15 protein-coding genes and 3 tRNA genes are annotated in these 19,085 nt (G+C 52.4%); 17 read left to right on the forward strand and 1 reads right to left on the reverse strand.

Features of this window, described 5'->3' with window-relative positions:
- Nucleotides 1-256: 256 nt before the first annotated feature.
- Together selD and WD823_RS10660 are read left to right on the forward strand one after the other, a co-directional pair.
- Nucleotides 257-1,309, forward strand: coding sequence for a selenide, water dikinase SelD (gene selD, locus WD823_RS10655; RefSeq protein ID WP_368429480.1), 1,053 nt, complete (start codon nucleotides 257-259; stop codon nucleotides 1,307-1,309).
- Nucleotides 1,310-1,340: 31 nt separating this feature from the next.
- A complete protein-coding gene (locus WD823_RS10660; protein WP_368429520.1) occupies nucleotides 1,341-2,114 on the forward strand; it encodes a sulfite exporter TauE/SafE family protein in 774 nt (257 codons plus the stop codon).
- A 326-nt stretch (nucleotides 2,115-2,440) separates the two neighbouring features.
- On the opposite strand, the gene WD823_RS10665 is transcribed toward WD823_RS10660, so the two are convergent.
- On the reverse strand, nucleotides 2,441-4,462 hold the full coding sequence (locus WD823_RS10665; RefSeq protein WP_368429481.1) for a dynamin family protein: 2,022 nt from the start codon (nucleotides 4,460-4,462) through the stop codon (nucleotides 2,441-2,443).
- Nucleotides 4,463-4,789: 327 nt separating this feature from the next.
- On the opposite strand from WD823_RS10665, the gene WD823_RS10670 reads away from it, so the two are divergent.
- The 15 genes from WD823_RS10670 (at nucleotide 4,790) to WD823_RS10740 (ending at nucleotide 18,719) form a co-directional block, all read left to right on the forward strand.
- A complete protein-coding gene (locus WD823_RS10670; protein WP_368429482.1) occupies nucleotides 4,790-5,857 on the forward strand; it encodes a hypothetical protein in 1,068 nt (355 codons plus the stop codon).
- A gap of 17 nt (nucleotides 5,858-5,874) precedes the next feature.
- Complete coding sequence (gene recJ, locus WD823_RS10675) at nucleotides 5,875-7,632, forward strand: single-stranded-DNA-specific exonuclease RecJ (RefSeq protein WP_368429521.1); 1,758 nt, start codon at nucleotides 5,875-5,877, stop codon at nucleotides 7,630-7,632.
- A gap of 78 nt (nucleotides 7,633-7,710) precedes the next feature.
- On the forward strand, nucleotides 7,711-8,601 hold the full coding sequence (cysM, locus tag WD823_RS10680) for a cysteine synthase CysM (RefSeq protein WP_368429522.1): 891 nt from the start codon (nucleotides 7,711-7,713) through the stop codon (nucleotides 8,599-8,601).
- A gap of 1 nt (nucleotide 8,602) precedes the next feature.
- On the forward strand, nucleotides 8,603-9,373 hold the full coding sequence (locus WD823_RS10685; protein ID WP_368429483.1) for a 3'-5' exonuclease: 771 nt from the start codon (nucleotides 8,603-8,605) through the stop codon (nucleotides 9,371-9,373).
- Nucleotides 9,374-10,744 carry a 23S rRNA (uracil(1939)-C(5))-methyltransferase RlmD gene (rlmD, locus tag WD823_RS10690; RefSeq protein ID WP_368429484.1) on the forward strand — a complete coding sequence of 457 codons (1,371 nt, stop codon included), beginning with the start codon at nucleotides 9,374-9,376 and terminating at the stop codon, nucleotides 10,742-10,744.
- A gap of 8 nt (nucleotides 10,745-10,752) precedes the next feature.
- Nucleotides 10,753-11,241, forward strand: coding sequence for a L,D-transpeptidase family protein (locus WD823_RS10695; RefSeq protein ID WP_368429485.1), 489 nt, complete (start codon nucleotides 10,753-10,755; stop codon nucleotides 11,239-11,241).
- A 2-nt stretch (nucleotides 11,242-11,243) separates the two neighbouring features.
- Nucleotides 11,244-12,263 carry a beta-N-acetylhexosaminidase gene (nagZ, locus tag WD823_RS10700; RefSeq protein WP_368429486.1) on the forward strand — a complete coding sequence of 340 codons (1,020 nt, stop codon included), beginning with the start codon at nucleotides 11,244-11,246 and terminating at the stop codon, nucleotides 12,261-12,263.
- 87 nt (nucleotides 12,264-12,350) lie between these two features.
- Nucleotides 12,351-13,229 (forward strand): adenosylmethionine decarboxylase, encoded by an 879-nt coding sequence (speD, locus tag WD823_RS10705; protein WP_368429487.1) that lies wholly within the window; start codon nucleotides 12,351-12,353, stop codon nucleotides 13,227-13,229.
- 170 nt (nucleotides 13,230-13,399) lie between these two features.
- Nucleotides 13,400-14,038: a uracil-DNA glycosylase gene (locus WD823_RS10710; RefSeq protein ID WP_368429488.1), complete on the forward strand. Its 639-nt coding sequence runs from the start codon at nucleotides 13,400-13,402 to the stop codon at nucleotides 14,036-14,038.
- Nucleotides 14,035-15,870, forward strand: coding sequence for an excinuclease ABC subunit UvrC (gene uvrC / locus WD823_RS10715; RefSeq protein WP_368429489.1), 1,836 nt, complete (start codon nucleotides 14,035-14,037; stop codon nucleotides 15,868-15,870). The genes WD823_RS10710 and uvrC overlap by 4 nt, the downstream gene beginning before the upstream one ends.
- 247 nt (nucleotides 15,871-16,117) lie before the next feature.
- Nucleotides 16,118-16,705: a CDP-diacylglycerol--glycerol-3-phosphate 3-phosphatidyltransferase gene (gene pgsA, locus WD823_RS10720; RefSeq protein WP_368429490.1), complete on the forward strand. Its 588-nt coding sequence runs from the start codon at nucleotides 16,118-16,120 to the stop codon at nucleotides 16,703-16,705.
- A 323-nt stretch (nucleotides 16,706-17,028) separates the two neighbouring features.
- Nucleotides 17,029-17,104: transfer RNA gene (locus WD823_RS10725), tRNA-Gly, on the forward strand.
- Between the two features lie 43 nt (nucleotides 17,105-17,147).
- A tRNA-Cys gene (locus tag WD823_RS10730) sits at nucleotides 17,148-17,221 on the forward strand.
- A gap of 68 nt (nucleotides 17,222-17,289) precedes the next feature.
- A tRNA-Leu gene (locus WD823_RS10735) sits at nucleotides 17,290-17,378 on the forward strand.
- 390 nt (nucleotides 17,379-17,768) lie between these two features.
- The gene (locus WD823_RS10740) at nucleotides 17,769-18,719 is read left to right on the forward strand and encodes a transglutaminase-like domain-containing protein (protein WP_368429491.1); all 951 of its coding nucleotides are present in this window, start codon (nucleotides 17,769-17,771) and stop codon (nucleotides 18,717-18,719) included.
- The last annotated feature ends 366 nt before the right edge of the window (nucleotides 18,720-19,085 follow it).

Genomic DNA, 19,085 nt, shown 5'->3' on the forward strand with positions numbered 1-19,085 from the left:
AAATTATCATAGAAAAATGTAAGTGAATCGCTGAATTTATTTGCGATGCGCCTGACACGGGAGGCCATGTACCTCCAAGTGAGAACGAGAGGGGCTTCACATCCATGCGTTGTGGTCGTGCTGTCGTGAAATCAGCCATCGATATCGCTGTTGGTTGACAGGCAGTCTTTTAAGGTGACTGCTCCATGCGCAAACCGAGATCCAACTAACAATATTTCCGTTTCAAAAATGGAGTAACTTCACCAAGGAGCAACAGATGGATGCACAGAAACTCACGTCGTTTTCTGCGTCGGGAGGTTGCGGCTGCAAAATTGATCCCACGGCGCTGCAACAAATTCTGGAGAAAGTTCCAAAACAGTGGAGTCAACCTGACCTGCTAGTCGGCATCGAAAATAATGATGATGCTGCCGTCATGCGAATCAACGAGCATGAATCGCTGATTTTCAGCAGTGATTTTTCCACCCCTATTGTTGACGATCCCTGTATTTACGGCCGCGTCGCCGCCGCTAACGCCCTCAGTGATATTTATGCCATGGGGGCTGATCCGCTTATCGCTACTGCCATTGTTGGTTTCCCCATCAATCATCTTCCCATGGACTCCATGCAGGAAATCATGCGCGGCGCCGTGGAAATCTGTCAGGAAGCCGGTATCCCCCTCGCCGGCGGTCACAGTATTGATAATCCACAACCAATTTTCGGATTATCTGTTATCGGGAAAGCCCATACACACTTGGTAAAAACCAATGCGGGCGCACAAATCGGAGATCTATTAATACTTACCAAACCGCTTGGCATTGGAATTCTCGCCAGTGCTATCAAAATCAACACAATCCGGGAAAATACTTATCAGAAATTCATTCATCATATAACCCAACTTAACAAGCCCGGATCGTGGTTGGGCAAGCAACAAGGCGTGCATGCTTTAACCGATATCACAGGATTTGGCCTTGCCGGACATTTATTCGAAATGGCAAAAGCCGGGCGAGTTCGCATGGAAATTAATACTGCCGCCGTTCCCGTTCTGGAAGAGGCCTGGTCTCTCGTCAGGGAAGGCGTTGTACCCAGCGGAGCCTATCGTAATATGCACAGTTATGGCGACTCGATTCACTTTGATGATGAGTGGAACATCGACCATCAATTGGTATTTACTGATCCGCAAACAAATGGCGGATTGCTGATTTCCGCTGTTGCGGAAAAAGCAGATTACTTTATAGAAAAGCTCAAGGAATTCGGTTTTGCTGAATCTGCCGTGGTAGGCCGGGTCACAGCACTTAATGGCACAGAAGCTCCTGTAGTTTTCAATAAATAATCCTTCCTGATCTGCCGTCATGGACCCAGGGATGTTCCCGACACTGTTTGCGCTCGGGCTTGTCGGGGGGTTTGTGTCGGGACTCCTTGGTATAGGTGGAGGGATCGTCATGGTACCGCTGCTGTTGTACGTCCCCACAGCACTGGGAGTGGGGGCACTCAGCATGAAAACAGCCGCAAGCCTTACCGCCGTACAAAGCTTCTTCGGCGCCATTTCTGGCGCGATAGGCCACAAGAGACACAAACGGATCAGCGTCCCGCTCGCCTATGCCATGGGCGGAAGCACCGTGATCGGATCGCTCTCCGGGTCAATTGTGTCGGTCTATTTAACTTCCAAGGTATTGCTCATGGTGTTTGCCGCAATGGCCATCGTGGCGGCAGTAATGATGTTGATTCCCATCCAGGAAACCGGATCAGAGCCCGAAGTCGAAAGGCTTGAATTTAATAAACCGCTTGCCGTACTCGTTGGGCTCATTATTGGAACGCTTTCGGGCATTATTGGACAAGGCGGGGCGTTTCTTTTTGTTCCTGCGATGCTTTATATACTTCGAATACCAACGCGCATTACCATCGGTACCACGCTGGTGGTGGGACTTGCCTCTTCAACGGCTGTTTTACTCGGACGGGTGGGAACCAATCAGATTCCTTATTTGATGTCAGCGATTCTAATAGCCGGAATCCTGATCGGCGCACACGTTGGGAGCACCATGAGTCAAAGAACGCCACAACGAGTCCTGCGAGGGATATTGTCGGTATTAATTTTTCTGACTGCGTTAAAAATAAGTTACGAATTGTTAATTGCCTGAAGCGCGAAGTAAAGTGATTGTGTTGCAATCGAACATCTATCCTGAGACATCGCGAAATTGATTATAAGATAAATACTTTGACGCCTTCATCAAGGATGTAAGGAAATCTCTCTTGGCAGGGTAAAGTATGCAGCCAGTGGCTTCAATAAAAACTGCAACCAAGCTGAAGTCTTGCAGCAAAGGCAATATGTCTGACTCGAACCTATCTCAAAAACGGTAGGGTGCGCCCTGCGCACCGATCTACGGTTTAAACGAAGCCATGGGTGCGTGGGACGCACCCTACGTGAACCGAAACAGGGTATTTTGAGATAGGTTCTAGCAATTACCTATGGAGACAGGGGGCGGTGAATTCGCTCGAGCAGGGTTTCCGTGGTCTTCATCTGGGATTCTAGATCTTTACGTACTTCTTCCATCTCGGCGATACGCTCACCGAGACTATCCATGTTTTCATGGATTTTCTTAAGCGATTCGAAGCTTCGATCAATCATGACCTTGTGTTGCTGGATTTGGGCAAACACCGGGTTAACGGCAGCCTGAAACCAGTTTTTCGCAGCGGTATTGCATTCATTGAACAGCTGACGGGCCTGGCTGACGAGGGTTATGAAGAATTTTTTAATTACAAAATGCTGTTCGGTCATGACCGTAACAGGACTATCACGAAATGCATTTGCTCTTTCTTCGAGCTTTTTAAATTCCATCACATATGAGAGCAGCGATAATCTCGGCGGTATTATCTTCGACAGGCCATATTCCGTGTGCAGTCTTAAATAAATGGCCTCGATAACCTTGCGTATTTCATCAGCTTCCTGACTGACTTTTTCCATGCGTTCCAGAGTCCCTTTGAAGAATGTTGCCATACCGGATTTAAGTCCGCGTGTTGTCCAGGTTTCATTCATTTCCACACGTGTCTTGACGATTAATTCGTCCAAACTTTTCATGCTCAGAAAACCAAGCAGAATCTGTGCTTGCCTGGAGAGCGCAGCACGCGTAATTTGAAAACCTTCTAGTTCTTTATCGTACTTTTGTTTTTCTTGCCGCATGCGTGCAATCATCTTTTGAATTGCATCAAGGTTCCTGCCACTCAATGCCTTTAAATCCGTAAGCTGTTTATTGACACTTGTAAGCCTGGATTCAATCAGCGCGCGATTGCTTTCAACCCTCCCGCTGATCTCATGCACGATTCGATTACGTATCAGCGTGTGCCGAGATGGTATGATTTCCTCGGACAGGGTGTGCTCCAATGCCGGTAACCCGCTCTTCTCGGTTAACGTACGGTCATTCTTGATTCTGGCAACCAGACCTTTTTGTGCGGAGACAGGAAAAATGATTTTTCTATCTACATGCAATGCGCGCGATGTCTCTTCAATCTGTCGTGCAATGCCTTTGGATATTGCGGAATCCTGTTGCAGTTCGTCCCAGAGAATGTCTATTTTGTTAAGCACAACAAGATGTGTATTTCCTTTTATGGCATTGACATGATTCGTCCACACTTCATGATCGGTTTTGGTGACACCCGTATCGGCTGCAAGCACAAACAGGATTGCCTGCGCATTGGGAAGCGTATTAAGGGTCAGTTCCGGCTCGTGGCCGAGCGCATTCAGGCCCGGCGTGTCCAGTACAGCCAGTCCCTGCTTCAGCAGTGGATGTGGGAAGTTGACGATGGCATGCCGCCATACGGGTACATCAACCAGCTCTTTGGTTGATGATTGCACTGACTCAATGCGTGAATTGTAAAGCCCCAGTTCCTGGGCTTCTCGAACAGTGACTTTCTTGGTTCGCGTTATCTCGGAAAATGCCTCGTTGATTTCATCCGCAGATCCCAATTTCAGTATATGCAGTGTCGTCCAGTGGATCGGCGTGCGCTTGTAATCGGAAATTGTCAATGCTGTTTTGCGAGTTTCAATCGGCAGAAGCTTGACGCATGGTCCATCTTCCTCCACCCAGCGCAGTTCGGTTGGACACATGGTTGTGCGTCCGGCGGAAGAGGGCAGAAGCCGCTGCTTGTAATCCGAGAAAAAAATGGCGTTCAGCAGTTCAGTTTTTCCGCGCGAAAATTCGCCCACTAACGCAACCGTCAATTTGTCAGATTGGAGTGTTTCAATCAACTCGTATACGCGCAAATCCTGTTCGCCATCGGCGAATCCCTGGCGCTCAACCCAGCTTTGATAATCGGCTATCGCCTGGGCGAGATCATCTCGCCAGCGCTTGAACACCGCCACATGCTTTGAAAAACTGTCCGCGGCCGATTTGGAAGCCCTGGACTGGATAAAACTTTCCAGTGCGACGACGTTGTTGTTGTCGGCATCTTTGGATTCCTGAGAAATTGATGCACCGGCTTTGGTATTCAAGGGCGCCCCGCCTTATATTTCGTATAATTAAGGATTTAGCTTATATTTATGCAAAAGTCAGGCCAGAAGCCGAAATTTCCGGTAAAAACCGTGGTTTTTGCAGTTGTCGGGTCATAAATTCGCGTTTTAGAGGCTGGCATTTCCAGATCCAGAATAGTGCATATCCCGACTCATCGGTTCGTGAAATGCGCCGAGCGGAGGACGTCCGCCGACAATTCATTGAAATAATTATCGGTTGCTTGAATCCAAATTCATTCTTTACGCGAAAGAATTAACTTAGAATCACCTTTTCAATGGCGTGGCGAATAAAGCGTACAAAACTAAGATATGCCTCAATACTCTGACAGCTCGACCACCCGCAATCAGCTGACTCTGTACATCCCAGGTATATTCGACCTTCCCGGCGGCAATCAACCTTCGGTGGGCTCGCTACGCGCGCTGGAGAAACTTCTTGTCCGGTCCGAACAGAAAATTTCACATGCTACAACGGGATATGAAAACGGGTTGTTTTCCCTGTTCGGTATTCACGCCGATGAGAATTCAGATCTGCCGGTGGCGGCCATAACGCGCATGAACGACATGGGCGTAATTGACAATGACTGGTGGATACGCGCCGATCCGGTTAATCTCAGTCTTGACCGGGAGCGATTGGTGCTCATTGACGCCCAAAGGCTGGGAATCACTCAAGAACAGGCAAACCGGCTGGTGGGAGAAATAATGGAAGTTTTCAAGGGCGACGGGTGGTTGCTTAAAGCCCCGTGCCCGGATCGCTGGTATCTTAAACCTCCGAAAAATCACAATATAACTACGTCACCTTTATCACAAGTCATCGGTCAAGATGTTCATCCATACCTGCCCAAGGGTCCGGACAGCAGGCTTTGGCATACAACACTGAATGAAATCCAGATTATCTTGCATGCATCGAATGTAAATTCTGAACGAGAGCAAGGTGGCAAACTTCCTGTCAACAGCTTATGGTTCTGGGGTGGAGGCAGGCTTCCACGCATCACGCCGGCATCCTGGACAAAAATCTGGAGCAATGAACCGATAAGTCTGTCACTGGCGCGCATGTCCGAGATTCCCTGGGGTAGCCCGCCTGGAATCTTCGATATCTGGCTGAAGCATGCCGGGAAGCCCGGTAAACACCTCATCATTCTAGATGATATTCAATATGTATCGAAATACGAAGACGCTGCCGGATGGAACAAGATTATTCAAGGGATAGAAGATAATTGGATGAAACCGGTATTACATGCACTCAAATACAACACAATTGCCAGCGCCGAGTTAGTAACTGATATGGGCATGAGTTTTTCACTGACCTCAAGGGATTCTCGCCGTTGGTGGCGATTTCGCCGCCCACTGGAAACTTACGGTGAACGTCGTAACGGATGATCATGCCCGCTGGTAAGATGATCATCCGTCGTCGCTTAATAACCGGGAATGGAAAGTTTCCGGAAGATCTGCATCCGGTAATACAACGACTCTATCAGGCGCGTAAAGTTGAATCCGCTGACGAGCTCAACCTGTCGCTTGACTGTTTGATCGTTCCCGAGAGATTGAAAGGCATCGATCTGGCCGTTGGCTTGCTGGCGAATGCCCTAATGCATCGTAAAAGAATTCTTGTTGTCGCGGATTTTGACGCTGACGGTGCCACCAGCTGTGCCGTCGCATTACGCGCCTTGCGCTCCTTGGGCGCCACGAACCTGAAATACATTGTGCCCAACCGCTTTGAATTCGGATACGGCCTGACACCGGAAATCGTCAGAGTGGCAGCCAGGGAAAAACCGGATGTGATTATCACAGTCGATAATGGCATCACCAGTGTCGAGGGAGTAGCCGAAGCGCGCAGACTTGGAATCGACGTATTGGTAACGGATCACCATCTCCCCGGAAACGTCTTGCCAGCGGCAACGGCTCTTGTTAATCCAAACCAACCCGATGACGGATTCCCCAGTAAATGCCTAGCAGGCGTCGGTGTTATTTTTTACGTGATGCTGGCATTGCGCGCCTGCTTGCGCCGGATGGACTGGTTTGAACAAGAAAAAATGGCCGCACCTAACCTGGCCAGACTGCTCGATCTGGTAGCTCTGGGCACGGTTGCCGATGTCGTGCCACTCGATTACAACAATCGGATTCTGGTGGCGCAGGGTTTAAAGCGCATTAATCAAGGCATGGCGTGTCCCGGAATCGAAGCGCTCCTGCGTGCGGGTGGACGTGATCCCACGCGCGTGACGACCGCAGATCTGGGATTCATTGTCGGCCCGAGGCTCAATGCCGCCGGAAGGCTTACGGACATGTCGCTGGGGATTGAATGTCTGTTGGCAGATGACCCGGCCGCCGCTCAACGCATGGCTCGCCAGCTCGATCTTTTGAATCGTGATCGGCGCGCGATCGAAGCCGATATGCAAAGCCAGGCGCTGATGGCAGTTCAAAATCTACAGCTTGGAAATCAGTCACTGCCCCGCGGTTTGTGCCTTTTCGACGAAACCTGGCATCAGGGCGTAATCGGTCTGGTAGCGTCCCGAATCAAGGAGCTCACCCACCGGCCGGTGATTGCCTTTGCACCATCCAGTGAAAGGGAAATTAAAGGCTCTGCGCGTTCTGTGACAGGCTTGCACATTCGCGATGCACTCGATGCCATTGCCGCCCGATATCCTCGGCTTTTGAACCGTTTTGGTGGTCATGCCATGGCGGCGGGTTTGACGCTGATTCGCGCGGATCTGGATGCGTTTCGGGCTGCGTTCAATGATGAGGTTGGCCGGCATCTTACCGAGAACGACTGCTCCGGGAAAATTTTCAGTGACGGCCCGCTGGGCGCCGAAGATCTGACCCTGGCGCTTGCCGAGCAGATACGTGCCGCCGGCCCGTGGGGACAAGGCTTTCCAGAGCCGGTTTTTGACGGGTACTTCCAGGTGTTGAATCAGCGCTTGGTCGCTGGCAAGCACCTCAAGCTGACACTACGCTTGCCGGATAATCCCACAGCGATTGATGCCATAGTCTTCAACAGTACTCGTCATGGAATGCCGCCTGCCTACCGTCGCATTCGTACAGCGTACAAGCTGGACGTAAACGAATACCAGGGACACCGCGCGCTGCAGTTGATTGTCGAGCATCTGGAGCAGGCGCAAGCAGAAACCACGGAGACCGGGGCGGAATTGGCGCTCTGAATCATTGTTCAATCGCCAGCGAGGAACGCACCCTGGGCTTCCCCTCAGTCGCATTGCAGCCGTACGCGGGTTAATATTCTGCGCATGAAATATCTGGAAGATTTTGTCGGCAACACGCCGTTGGTGCGGTTACAACGCCTGCCGGGAAACACCACTAATGTCATTCTGGCCAAGCTGGAAGGAAATAATCCGGCCGGGTCCGTGAAGGATCGACCGGCGATTTCAATGATCAAACACGCCGAGGCACGCGGTGAAATCAAGCCTGGCGACACCCTAATCGAGGCGACAAGCGGTAACACCGGGATTGCGCTCGCCATGGCCGCGGCAACAAAGGGCTACCGCCTGATCCTGATCATGCCGGAACACATGAGTGCCGAGCGACGCGCCACCATGAAAGCCTTCGGTGCCGAAATTGTTCATGTCACCCGGGAGCAAGGCATGGAAGGGGCGCGTGATTTGGCAGACGCGATGGAACGCGAAGGAAAAGGCAGGGTGCTCAACCAATTTTCCAACCCCGACAATCCGCGGGCCCATTATGAGGGCACCGGACCGGAAATCTGGCGCGACACGGAAGGCAAAATCACCCATTTCGTCAGCTCAATGGGGACAACGGGAACCATCATGGGCGTTTCACGCTTCATGAAGGAAAAAAACCCGGCAATTCAGATAATCGGCGTGCAGCCGGCGGAGGGTTCCAGCATCCCGGGGATCCGGGCCTGGCCCAAGGAATATCTTCCCAAAATTTACGACGCGAATAGAGTCGATCGCATCATGGAGGTCGCAGAACAGGAATCCATCGACATGATGCGAAGACTCGCGCGTGAAGAGGGAATCTTCTGCGGCGTTTCATCCGGTGGCGCGACACTCGCCACGCTGCGATTATCGAACGAACTGAGGAATGCGGTAATAATCACCGTCATCTGCGATCGCGGTGACCGTTATATCTCAACGGGTGTGTTTCCGGACTAAAATGAACGTTCTCGCTTTCGATATTGAAACTATCCCGGATTTGGCAACCGGCCGAAAAATTTATGATCTGGAAGGACTAACCGACAAGGACGCGGCTCAAGCCATGTTTTCCAAACGGCGCGAGCAAACCGGGGATTCCGATTTTCTGCGTCACCATCTTCACCACGTGGTAGCGATCGCTGCCGTGCTGCGCACGGATGACGCCGTGCGTGTCTGGTCGCTGGGAGATCCTGATTCCAGTGAAGCGGAACTCGTCCGTCGCTTCTTTGACGGTATCGAGCGGTACACCCCCATCTTGGTTTCCTGGAATGGAAGTGGATTCGACCTCCCGGTGCTGCATTATCGGGCATTGTTCCATGGTATTGCCGCGCCGCGATACTGGGATACGGGTGAAAATGATCGCGATTTTAAATGGAACAATTATCTGAGCCGCTTTCACTCCCGTCATACGGATTTGATGGACGTGCTGGCCGGGTATCAGCCGCGTGCCACGGCACCGCTGGATGAGGTGGCACAATTGATCGGCTTGCCCGGCAAACAGGGCCGGCACGGCGCCGAAGTGTGGGACCGCTACCTGGCTGGAAAAATCGGCGAAATACGCGATTACTGTGAAACCGACGCGCTTAATACCTACTTGATTTATTTGCGGTTTGAACTGATGCGCGGCAACCTTGACGAGTCAGGTTGGAAACGTGAATCCGACCTGATTCGAAAATCGTTGCATGAGACGAATAAACCTCATCTGAATGCATTTTTGAATGCCTGGAAGTGAATGAATCCGTTCATGGGTGAATTCGAAATGAAACTCCATCTCCGTCCTTCCGATACGAACCGCCCACGCGATGACTTACTCCAGGTCATGATCGATTCCCTGAATTATGATGGCCGGGGCGTGGCGCGGATGGACGGAAAGACGGTATTTGTCGATGGAGCGCTGCCGGGTGAGTTGGTTGAATTTCAATTCGTTAAACGTCACAAAAATTATGATAGCGGCAGTCTTGCCTACATCCTCAAGACCAGCCCGGACCGTACCACGCCACCGTGTCCGCACTTTGGCGTCTGCGGTGGGTGCGATTTGCAACATCTGAAACCGGATGCCCAAATCCGGGCCAAACAGCAGATACTGTCGGAACACCTAACGCATATCGGCAAAGTACAGCCGGATACCTGGCTATCGCCCCTTACCGGGCCCGCTTTTGGTTATCGCCGGCGTGCCCGTCTGGGGGTCCGACTGGTTCCAAAAAAAGGCGGCGTGGTGGTCGGATTTCGCGCGCGGCACCGGAGTTATCTCGCTGATTTAACCACTTGTCCGGTACTGGGGAATAAAATCTCCGACCTGTTGCCGGCCTTGCGCGATCTTATCAGTAGCCTGTCTTGTCCCAATCGGATACCCCAGCTTGAGTTTGCTTCAGGCGATGCGCATGCGGCGTTTGTTTTTCGGCATTTGGTCCCGCTGGATGAGCAGGACAAAGCGCGTTTGAAGGCATTTGGCCATGGCCACGGGATTCAGATATACCTGCAAGACAATGGCCCTGATTCGGCTACCGCGCTCTGGCCGTCATCGCCGGATGATCTGGCCTACCGGCTAGACGAATTCGATGTAGAAATTCGATTTCGACCCACGGACTTCGTTCAGATCAACGCTCCCGTCAATCGCCAAATGGTCAGCCAGGCTATCAAGTTACTCGATCTCAATGGAGATCAAGCGGTTTTGGACCTATTCAGCGGTGTGGGTAACTTCACGCTACCTGTCGCCAAACGGGCAAGACGGTCTCTTGGGGTAGAAGCCAATCCAGGCCTCATCCAACGCGCGCGCAGCAATGCAATTTTAAATGGCATTACGAATGCCAATTTTATCGCCGCCGATCTTTACCGCGCGGATGGTTCGGCGCCTTGGCTTGATTTTCATGCCGACCGGCTGTTGCTTGACCCACCGCGGAGCGGGGCAATGGCGGCCATCAAACGGCTCAATCCGCCTTACCCGTCAAGAATAGTCTATGTGTCCTGCCATCCTGCGACCCTGGCCCGTGACAGCGAATACCTCGTGCATGTACTCGGCTACAGATTGGCGGCGGCTGGCATAGTCGATATGTTCCCTCAAACCAGCCATATGGAATCCATGGCCCTCTTTGTCCGCGCTTAAACTGTCCAGTGACTGAACTCGTAATCGATGTGGATATCACGAGACAGACGTTGATGCTTAAGAACGCTCACGGCCGTGTATTCATGCAATGTTCCGTATCCACAGCACTAAACGGGGCGGGGGAGGAGATCGGAAGCGAAAAAACCCCGCGTGGTGCGCATTACATACGGGCAAAAATAGGTGCGGGGATGCCGGCGAATACGGTATTCGTGTCACGCCGTCCCACCGGCGAGATATATACACCTCAATTACGCGTCGCCTTTCCGGCCCGAGACTGGATTTTGACGCGCATCCTTTGGTTGTGCGGCCTCGAGCCTGGGAAAAACCGCCTCGGAAAGGTGGATACCATGCAGCGATACGTGTACATCCACGGTTGTCCTGACGATGACCCCATCGGCGAACCAGGCTCGCATGGCTGCATCAAGATGCGCAATGGCGAGATTATCGAACTTTTCGACCGTGTGGTGCCGGGCACACGGGTTCATATCCGGGACTGACGATGCCACTCGGCCCTGTAATGCTGGATGTGGAAGGCTTGAAGTTGTCTGCCGTGGAGCGAGAACGTCTGACGCACCCGCTGGTTGGCGGCGTCATCCTGTTTTCCAGAAATTATGCGTCTCTCGAACAACTCGATGCCCTGGTTAGCAACATTCATGATTTGAGAGAACCGGAACTCCTGGTAGCCGTCGATCATGAAGGCGGCAGAATTCAGCGGTTTCGTGACGGCTTCACCGCGCTTCCCGCGATACGGCGCCTGGGCCACATCCACGATGAAAATCCCAAACGAGCCCGACGGCTGTCAGAGACCAGTGGATGGCTCATGGCAACCGAATTACGCACCGCGGGAGTGGACTTCAGTTTCGCACCGGTGCTCGATCTTGACCGCGGATTGAACCAGGTTATCGGCGACCGGGCGTTTCACAGGCATCCCGAAACGGTTGCCGATCTCGCCCACGCCTACATGCGCGGCATGCACCGAGCTGGAATGGCTGCCACCGGGAAGCATTTTCCAGGGCATGGTGGCGTGGCGGCGGACTCGCACTTGGCCTTGCCGGTGGATGATCGCCCGCTGGTCGACATCCTGACGGAAGACGCCATCCCGTTCGAACGAATGATCCATTACGGCCTGGAAGGCATGATGCCGGCACACGTGCTTTTCCCCCGCGTGGATGAGCTGCCTCCCGGGTTTTCACGGGCCTGGCTTACGCGAATATTAAGGGGACAGATGGGTTTTCAGGGTGTCATTTTCAGTGATGATCTTTCCATGGAAGCGGCAAAAAGCGCGGGTGATGTGGTGACACGGGCAATAACGGCGCTAGCGGCCGGATGCGACATGGTACTGGTCTGCAACGATACGCCGAGCGCTGATCGAATTCTCGCCGGCCTGAGTCAGCATGATGATCCGGTTTCACACCTGAGGCTGGTGCGTATGCGTGGTCGAGATCGCCCGTTACGCAAACAGCTCGCACAGGATCAGGGATATCGTGATGCCGTGAGGGCGGTTTCCGGATTCGCGTAAACAAAATTATTGATTCGTGCCGAAGATGTCCGATAATAAGCGTTAGACAACATTGCCGTCGTCAGCAGGGGGTACTCGGAATTGGATTTGCTTAAACCGCTTCGAAAAATGAAGCTTGAGAGCTTCAACAATCTCACCAAAACGCTGAGTTTCAATATCTACGACATCAGCTATGCCCCCAGCGAACAAGAACAACAGGAATACCTTGCGTATATCGATGAGGCTTACAATGCCGAGCGGTTGACCACCATTTTGTCCGAAGTGGCCAGCATTATCGGTGCCAATGTACTGAACATCGCTCATCAGGATTATGATCCTCAGGGCGCCAGCGTCACCATGCTGATTTCCGAACTGCCCATCCAGGAAGAACCGCTCAACCCGGAAGCCCCCGGACCGCTGCCTGACGCCACGCATAACCGCCAGAACCGCAGCGTGCAGACCAGTCTTTCCTTGGATGCCGAAAAGCCTTCCAAGGAATCTGTGGTTGCCCATCTCGACAAGAGCCACATTACCGTACATACCTACCCGGAATCCCATCCGGACAACGGCATAGCCTCTTTTCGCGCCGACATTGACGTGTCTACCTGCGGAAAAATTTCACCGTTGCGCGCGTTGAATTACCTGATTCACAGTTTCGAGTCGGATATTGTCATTATTGACTACCGGGTGCGCGGATTCACTCGCGATGTGAAGGGAACCAAACATTACATCGATCATAAAATCAACTCGATACAAAATTTCGTCGATAAAAACACGCTTTCACGATATCAGGCGATTGATGTAAATGTTTATCAGGAAAATATATTTCATACAAAAATGATGTTGAAAGATTCCAAACTTGATAACTATCTGTTTGGCGTCCGCGAAACCGACATTACCCCGCCGGAAACCAAGGTTATTACCCAGCGCTTGCGGCATGAAATGGCGGAAATATTCTACGGCAGCAACATGGTTCGGGTGATCTGACCTGGTTATTGAAACGCACCTCCGGGGGCGGCCGGTCTGGCACGAACTTTTTTCTAGACTACGCGCAACCGTAACCTTACTCTGATCGCGCATAAATCGGTTCGTTTTTTGTTGTCGTTTGTGCAGAATGTCGGCTAGCATGCCGTTTCTGATTTTTTTGATTTGCCCCGATGCCAGAATTTGATCATGATTGTCTCGCCTGTCCGCGCCTGGCGAGCCATCTTTCGCGTGTTCGCAATATGTACCCGCACTATCATGCACGGCCTGTCCCGCCCTTTGGCGACCCAAAGGCACGACTGTTGATAATAGGACTGGCACCTGGCATGCACGGCGCCAACCGAACCGGTCGGCCCTTTACCGGCGACCATGCCGGCATCCTATTATACGAAACTCTCTATCGTCATGGACTCGCAGACAGACCGGAATCTCGATCAGCTACAGACGGACTTGAATTGAAAAACTGTCGCATCACGAATGCCGTCAAATGTCTTCCCCCGGGGAACAAACCTCTGCCTGGTGAAATAGCGACTTGTAATCTTTATCTCAAAACGGAACTGCAAAAAATGCCAGCTGGAAGCGTCACGCTCGCCCTCGGAACTGTCGCTCACGATGCCGTGTTGCAAGCATGTAATTTGAAACGCAAAAATTACCCTTTCTCACATGGAGCTCACTACTGTATTGAAGGCCGATTGCACCTGCTGGATTCATATCACTGCAGCCGCTACAACACGCAAACCAAACGGCTTACCGCAGAGATGTTCGACCGGATTGTGGCTAGGGCCATTCATTTGCTCACGATCGAGACATGATGAGTTCAATTTCGAGAAATTTGTTTAAAAACCTGCCCTCGCAGCCCGGTGTTTATCAGATGCTTGGAAACAAGGGTGAAGTGCTCTACGTTGGCAAGGCGCGTAATTTGCGCAAGCGGGTGCAAAGTTATTTTCGTGATAACGGGTTGCCGCCGCGTGTTTTGGCTTTGATGCAGCAAGTGGTGGCCATTGAAACGACAGTGACTCACACAGAAAACGAAGCTTTGTTGGTGGAGAATAATCTTATCAAGTCGATTCATCCACGTTACAACATTCTATTGCGCGACGATAAAAGCTATCCGTATATTTTCGTATCAGATGGCCAGCAATTTCCTCGAATTGGTTTCCATCGTGGCGCCAAGAGGGAGAAGGGGCGTTATTTCGGGCCTTATCCATCTGCATATGCCGTACATGAAACGCTCAATCAGCTCCAAAAGATATTCCGTGTCCGTCAGTGCCGGGACAGTTTTTTCAGAAATCGATCGCGTCCCTGTCTTCAGTACCAGATCAAGCGCTGTTCCGCGCCCTGTGTGAATATGATAGACCCTGAAAGATATCGTGCTGACGTGCAACAAGCGATAATGTTCATGGAAGGGCGCAACCAAGCTATCCTTCGCGAAAGCATCAAGAAAATGGAACGCGCATCGGATCAGCAGGACTATGAAGCCGCTGCAGTTTTTCGAGACCGGATCGCCATTTTCAAGCGCATTCAGGAGCGCCAGTACGTTTCCGGTGGAGGAGGGGATGCCGATGTGCTGGCGGTGGCGGTTACGCCCGAATTAGCCTGCGTGGCCGTTAGCTTCATTCGAGGCGGACAAAATCTCGGCAGTAAATCCTTTTTCCCGCGAATGGGCGCTGAAACCGATCCCGGGGAAATTCTGTCTGCATTTATGCCGCAATATTATCTTTCCGAGACCGGAACCGGAGGTCGGACCATCCCTCCGCATATATACCTAAACGAGCCGATAACCGATATAAACCTCCTGGAAAGCGTGTTCTCGCAAAAGGCGGGGAAAAAAATTGTACTATCCCTTGGCCGGCGCGGGTCGGCTCGTCGCTGGGTTCAGATGGCCAGGATCAACGCGAATGAGTCGCTCCGCCGCAAACTGGCGGATAAAGTGGATATGCGAACCCGTTTTGACGCCCTGCGTGATGCTTTGGCGCTCGAGGCAACCCCGGAACGCGTGGAATGTTTTGATGTCAGCCACACCATGGGTGAAGCGACGGTTGCCTCCTGTGTTGTCTTCGATGTAGGCGGACCGGTCAAATCGGATTATCGTCGTTTTAACATTAAATCAATTGAACCGGGTGACGATTATGGGGCGCTTACACAGGCTTTGACGAGACGCTACCGCCAGGTCAAGGAAGGTGGGGGCCGGCTGCCTGATTTGTTGATGATTGACGGCGGGAAAGGCCAGCTGTCCACCACTGAAGCTGTGTTGCAGGAGCTGCAGCTGGAAGGCGTCAAGCTCGTGGCCGTGGCCAAAGGCCACGATCGCAAACCCGGAAGGGAGCAGCTGTTTTTAAGTGGATCCAGCCGGGGCATTGCGCTTCCTGCCACATCCGCTGCGCTTCATCTGATCCAGCAAATCCGGGACGAAGCGCATCGATTTGCCATCGCCGGTCACCGGGCGCGGCGGGGCAAGGCGCGCACCACTTCGGCCCTCGAGGGAATATCGGGCATCGGCGGCCGGCGCCGTCAGGCACTGCTCAAGAACTTCGGCGGCCTGCGTGAGGTCGCCCGGGCCGGGGTCGAAGATCTCTCACGCGTGCCGGGTATCAGTCCAAAGCTCGCGCAAAAGATTTATGATGTGTTTCACGTTGAGGAATAATAAGAGAAACATTGCTATGCGCAACCACGCCTCAAATCAATTTTTCACCAGCTCCTAAATGGGGAGACGCCTGTTTGCCAAACGAGGTGCTTTTGAAATAAGGCGCCTGGACGCTCACTCCAGAAAATTCATCCATAGCGTTTACATTAGTTAGTTAGAATGCAGCGACGCCAAGCGGATATATTGACTAAAGGATACCATCAAGCACCGGTATGCACCGGGTGTTTGCGGTTAATGTGAGCCTAACATGCTTCTAAACGCACCCAATATGCTCACGTTTCTGCGCATCGCCTTGATCCCGGCGTTTATCATGGCGTATCACTGGACCCATCCGTGGGCCAACATGTTCGCCACCGGGCTGTTTGTCCTGGCCGCGCTCACCGACTGGCTGGATGGCTACTTGGCGCGCAAACTCGAGCAGACTTCGCCCTTAGGAACCTTCCTCGACCCGGTGGCCGACAAGCTCATGGTCGCGGCGGCGCTGGTCATGCTGGTGGCCGATCCCAAGGTGCATCTGCACGTGCTGGATCTGCGCCTGTTTGCCGTGATGGTGCTGGTGATTGTCGGGCGCGAGATCGCCGTATCGGCACTGCGTGAATGGATGTCAGAAGTGGGCAAACGTTCGCACGTCGCAGTGTCTTTTGTGGGCAAGATTAAAACCTCCTCGCAGATGATTGCTATTCCGTTCCTGCTGTGGCAAAAACCCTTATTTGGGCTGCCGATTTTTCGGATCGGTGAAATTCTGCTTTATTTTGCCGCGGCTCTGACCCTTTGGTCCATGCTTATCTATCTCAAGGCCGCATGGCCTAATCTCATTTCTCCACGATCACATTAAAACTTTTCGTAAATTAAACATATAGATTTCTGTTCTCTCTAATGCGAAACATGAATATTCAATTATGGATAAATAGGCTTGCTTTCTGTTCCGGAAAGGGCAGCCGCTGCGTTTGGGAATGTAGGGGCTGATACAGGGAAAACGTTGAATACGAATTGTAACCGTAGGCCTGCCGTGACTGCTTGGCATAATTTCCACGCCAATGTCCGGTCTAAGTTTAAATATATTTATTTCTCCATGAATCGTAAGTGACTAAACAAAAAGGAAATAACAGCATGTTTGCTTGACAGCGAGGCGGCCACGCTTACAATGCATGTCCGCACGCGGGAATAGCTCAGTTGGTAGAGCGCAACCTTGCCAAGGTTGAGGTCGCGAGTTCGAGCCTCGTTTCCCGCTCCAGATTGCAAGGGGAGGCAAGTCCTCCCTTTTTTGTTCAAAATATGGCTGGGTAGCAGAGTGGTTATGCAGCGGCCTGCAAAGCCGTGGACGCCGGTTCGAATCCGACCCCAGCCTCCAAATTCTTCCTCCGTGAAGTCGGTTTCTTTACACCGGCTCGTCCATTTAAGGTCTTCAGTATTCGATATGCCCGAGTGGCGGAATAGGTAGACGCAACGGACTTAAAATCCGTTGGAGGACAACCTCCGTGCCGGTTCGAGTCCGGCCTTGGGCACCATTCCAATAAAATAACAGTGTAATTACAATTGTTTATACCTCTAACTTCATGTATTTATAACGATGAGAGGTGGTAGGGGGGGATGGTGTCGTTAGTTAATTTCAGCTGCGAAATCTTTAGTTAACTCTGAAGATATTATTTAACATAATATACATTATACGAAGTAGCGTACCCACTATCCCCGTGTCGAATTTGCTGTTCCGCGTCTCAATGCGGCTCAGAAGTGCATAAGCCCTTTCACTCAGGTATAGCTATCAAGAGCGCATTGCGATGGAATACCGGTGACGCTCAACGAAGCATGTAAGATTTTCCGTGTTTAAACGTCCAACTCCGAAGTAACGAACAGAACGCCAGCATCTGATACGACGTTCTGCCCACAAGGAGACCGCCATGCCTCGAATCGCCGAATGTCCAGCCCCTGTCGTGAACACCGCCGGTACCGCGAAACGGTACGAGATCAACGACACCTTCACTGTGACCGCGATCCCTAACACGTGCCGTGCGCTCGACGTCTGGTGTCCCCTCATCCCCACGTCGCCCTACCAACGCGTACTCGATATGGCTGTCGCCCAGGCGCCCGGCATTTGGTCTGTTGGTTGTGAAACCGAATACGGCAACGCCATGATCCATGCGCGACTCTCGGCCGAGCTGCCGCAGGAAGCCGCCTTCCATATCCGCATTCTGATCGAGCGCTTACCGGTCGCACACAGTCTACATGCCGCCTGCGTGCACCCGCTCGAAACACCGGCATTGTTCAACCGTTATCTGCGCCCCGAGCGATTCGTCGTGGTCGACGATAAGACGCGCGATCTCGCGCTCGAGATCGTGGGCGCGGAAACCAATGCGCTCGACCAAGCGCAGCGGATCTACGACTACGTCGTGGGCACAATGACCTACGATGCCGCGCAACAGTCGTGGAAAGGCAGCACCGAGCACGCGCTCATCTGCTCAACCGGCAACTGCAACGACATCCACGCGCTTTTCATTTCGCTATGCCGCTCGCTCGGGATTCCCGCGCGGCTCGTGCTCGGCCAGGCGCTGGAACCGCCCGCCCCGGGCCAAGAGACCTGCGAGCTCTGCGGTTACCACTGCTGGGCCGAGTTCTTCGCCTCCGGTCTCGGTTGGGTACCGGTGGATGCATCCTGCGCGTGCAAATACGGTACCCGCGGCCTGTTCGGCAACCTCGAGATGAATCACATTGCCTGGTCGATCAGTCGCGACATCCGATTGCAGCCGGCACAACAAGGCGAGCCACTGCTGTTCTTCGCCGGGCCTTACGCCGAAACCGACGGCTGGCCGCATCTGAAAATCCGGCGCAGCGTTCGTTTTACCGAAATCTAATACTCGAGCAGCCGCTCTTTACAGGAGAATCGCGCATTGGCTTTGCGCCCGCTCTGGTAGTTATCGGCAGCGGTGCCGGCGCCTCGGCGGCGGCGTATCAGCCGGAAAGCTGGATGGAGTGTCACCGTCATTGATTCTCTGCCCGTCGTCTGATTCGGCGAGCGCTTACCTGGCGCCATCGTGCAAGCGCCGGTTGGCTAGAATCGTGAGTCATTTTGATAAAGCCAGACTTTCGAGATTTCCACGAGTGGTCGATTAGAACCGCTGCAATGGGATTCTTGGCGCAGATACGAACGGGAGAACCCACTTGTTTCCAGCGCCCACGCCTGGTGATCTTAATAAATATAAATAAAGTGCGAGACCGTT

Source organism: Sulfuricaulis sp. (assembly GCF_040901545.1).
GTDB lineage: Bacteria > Pseudomonadota > Gammaproteobacteria > Acidiferrobacterales > Sulfurifustaceae > Sulfuricaulis.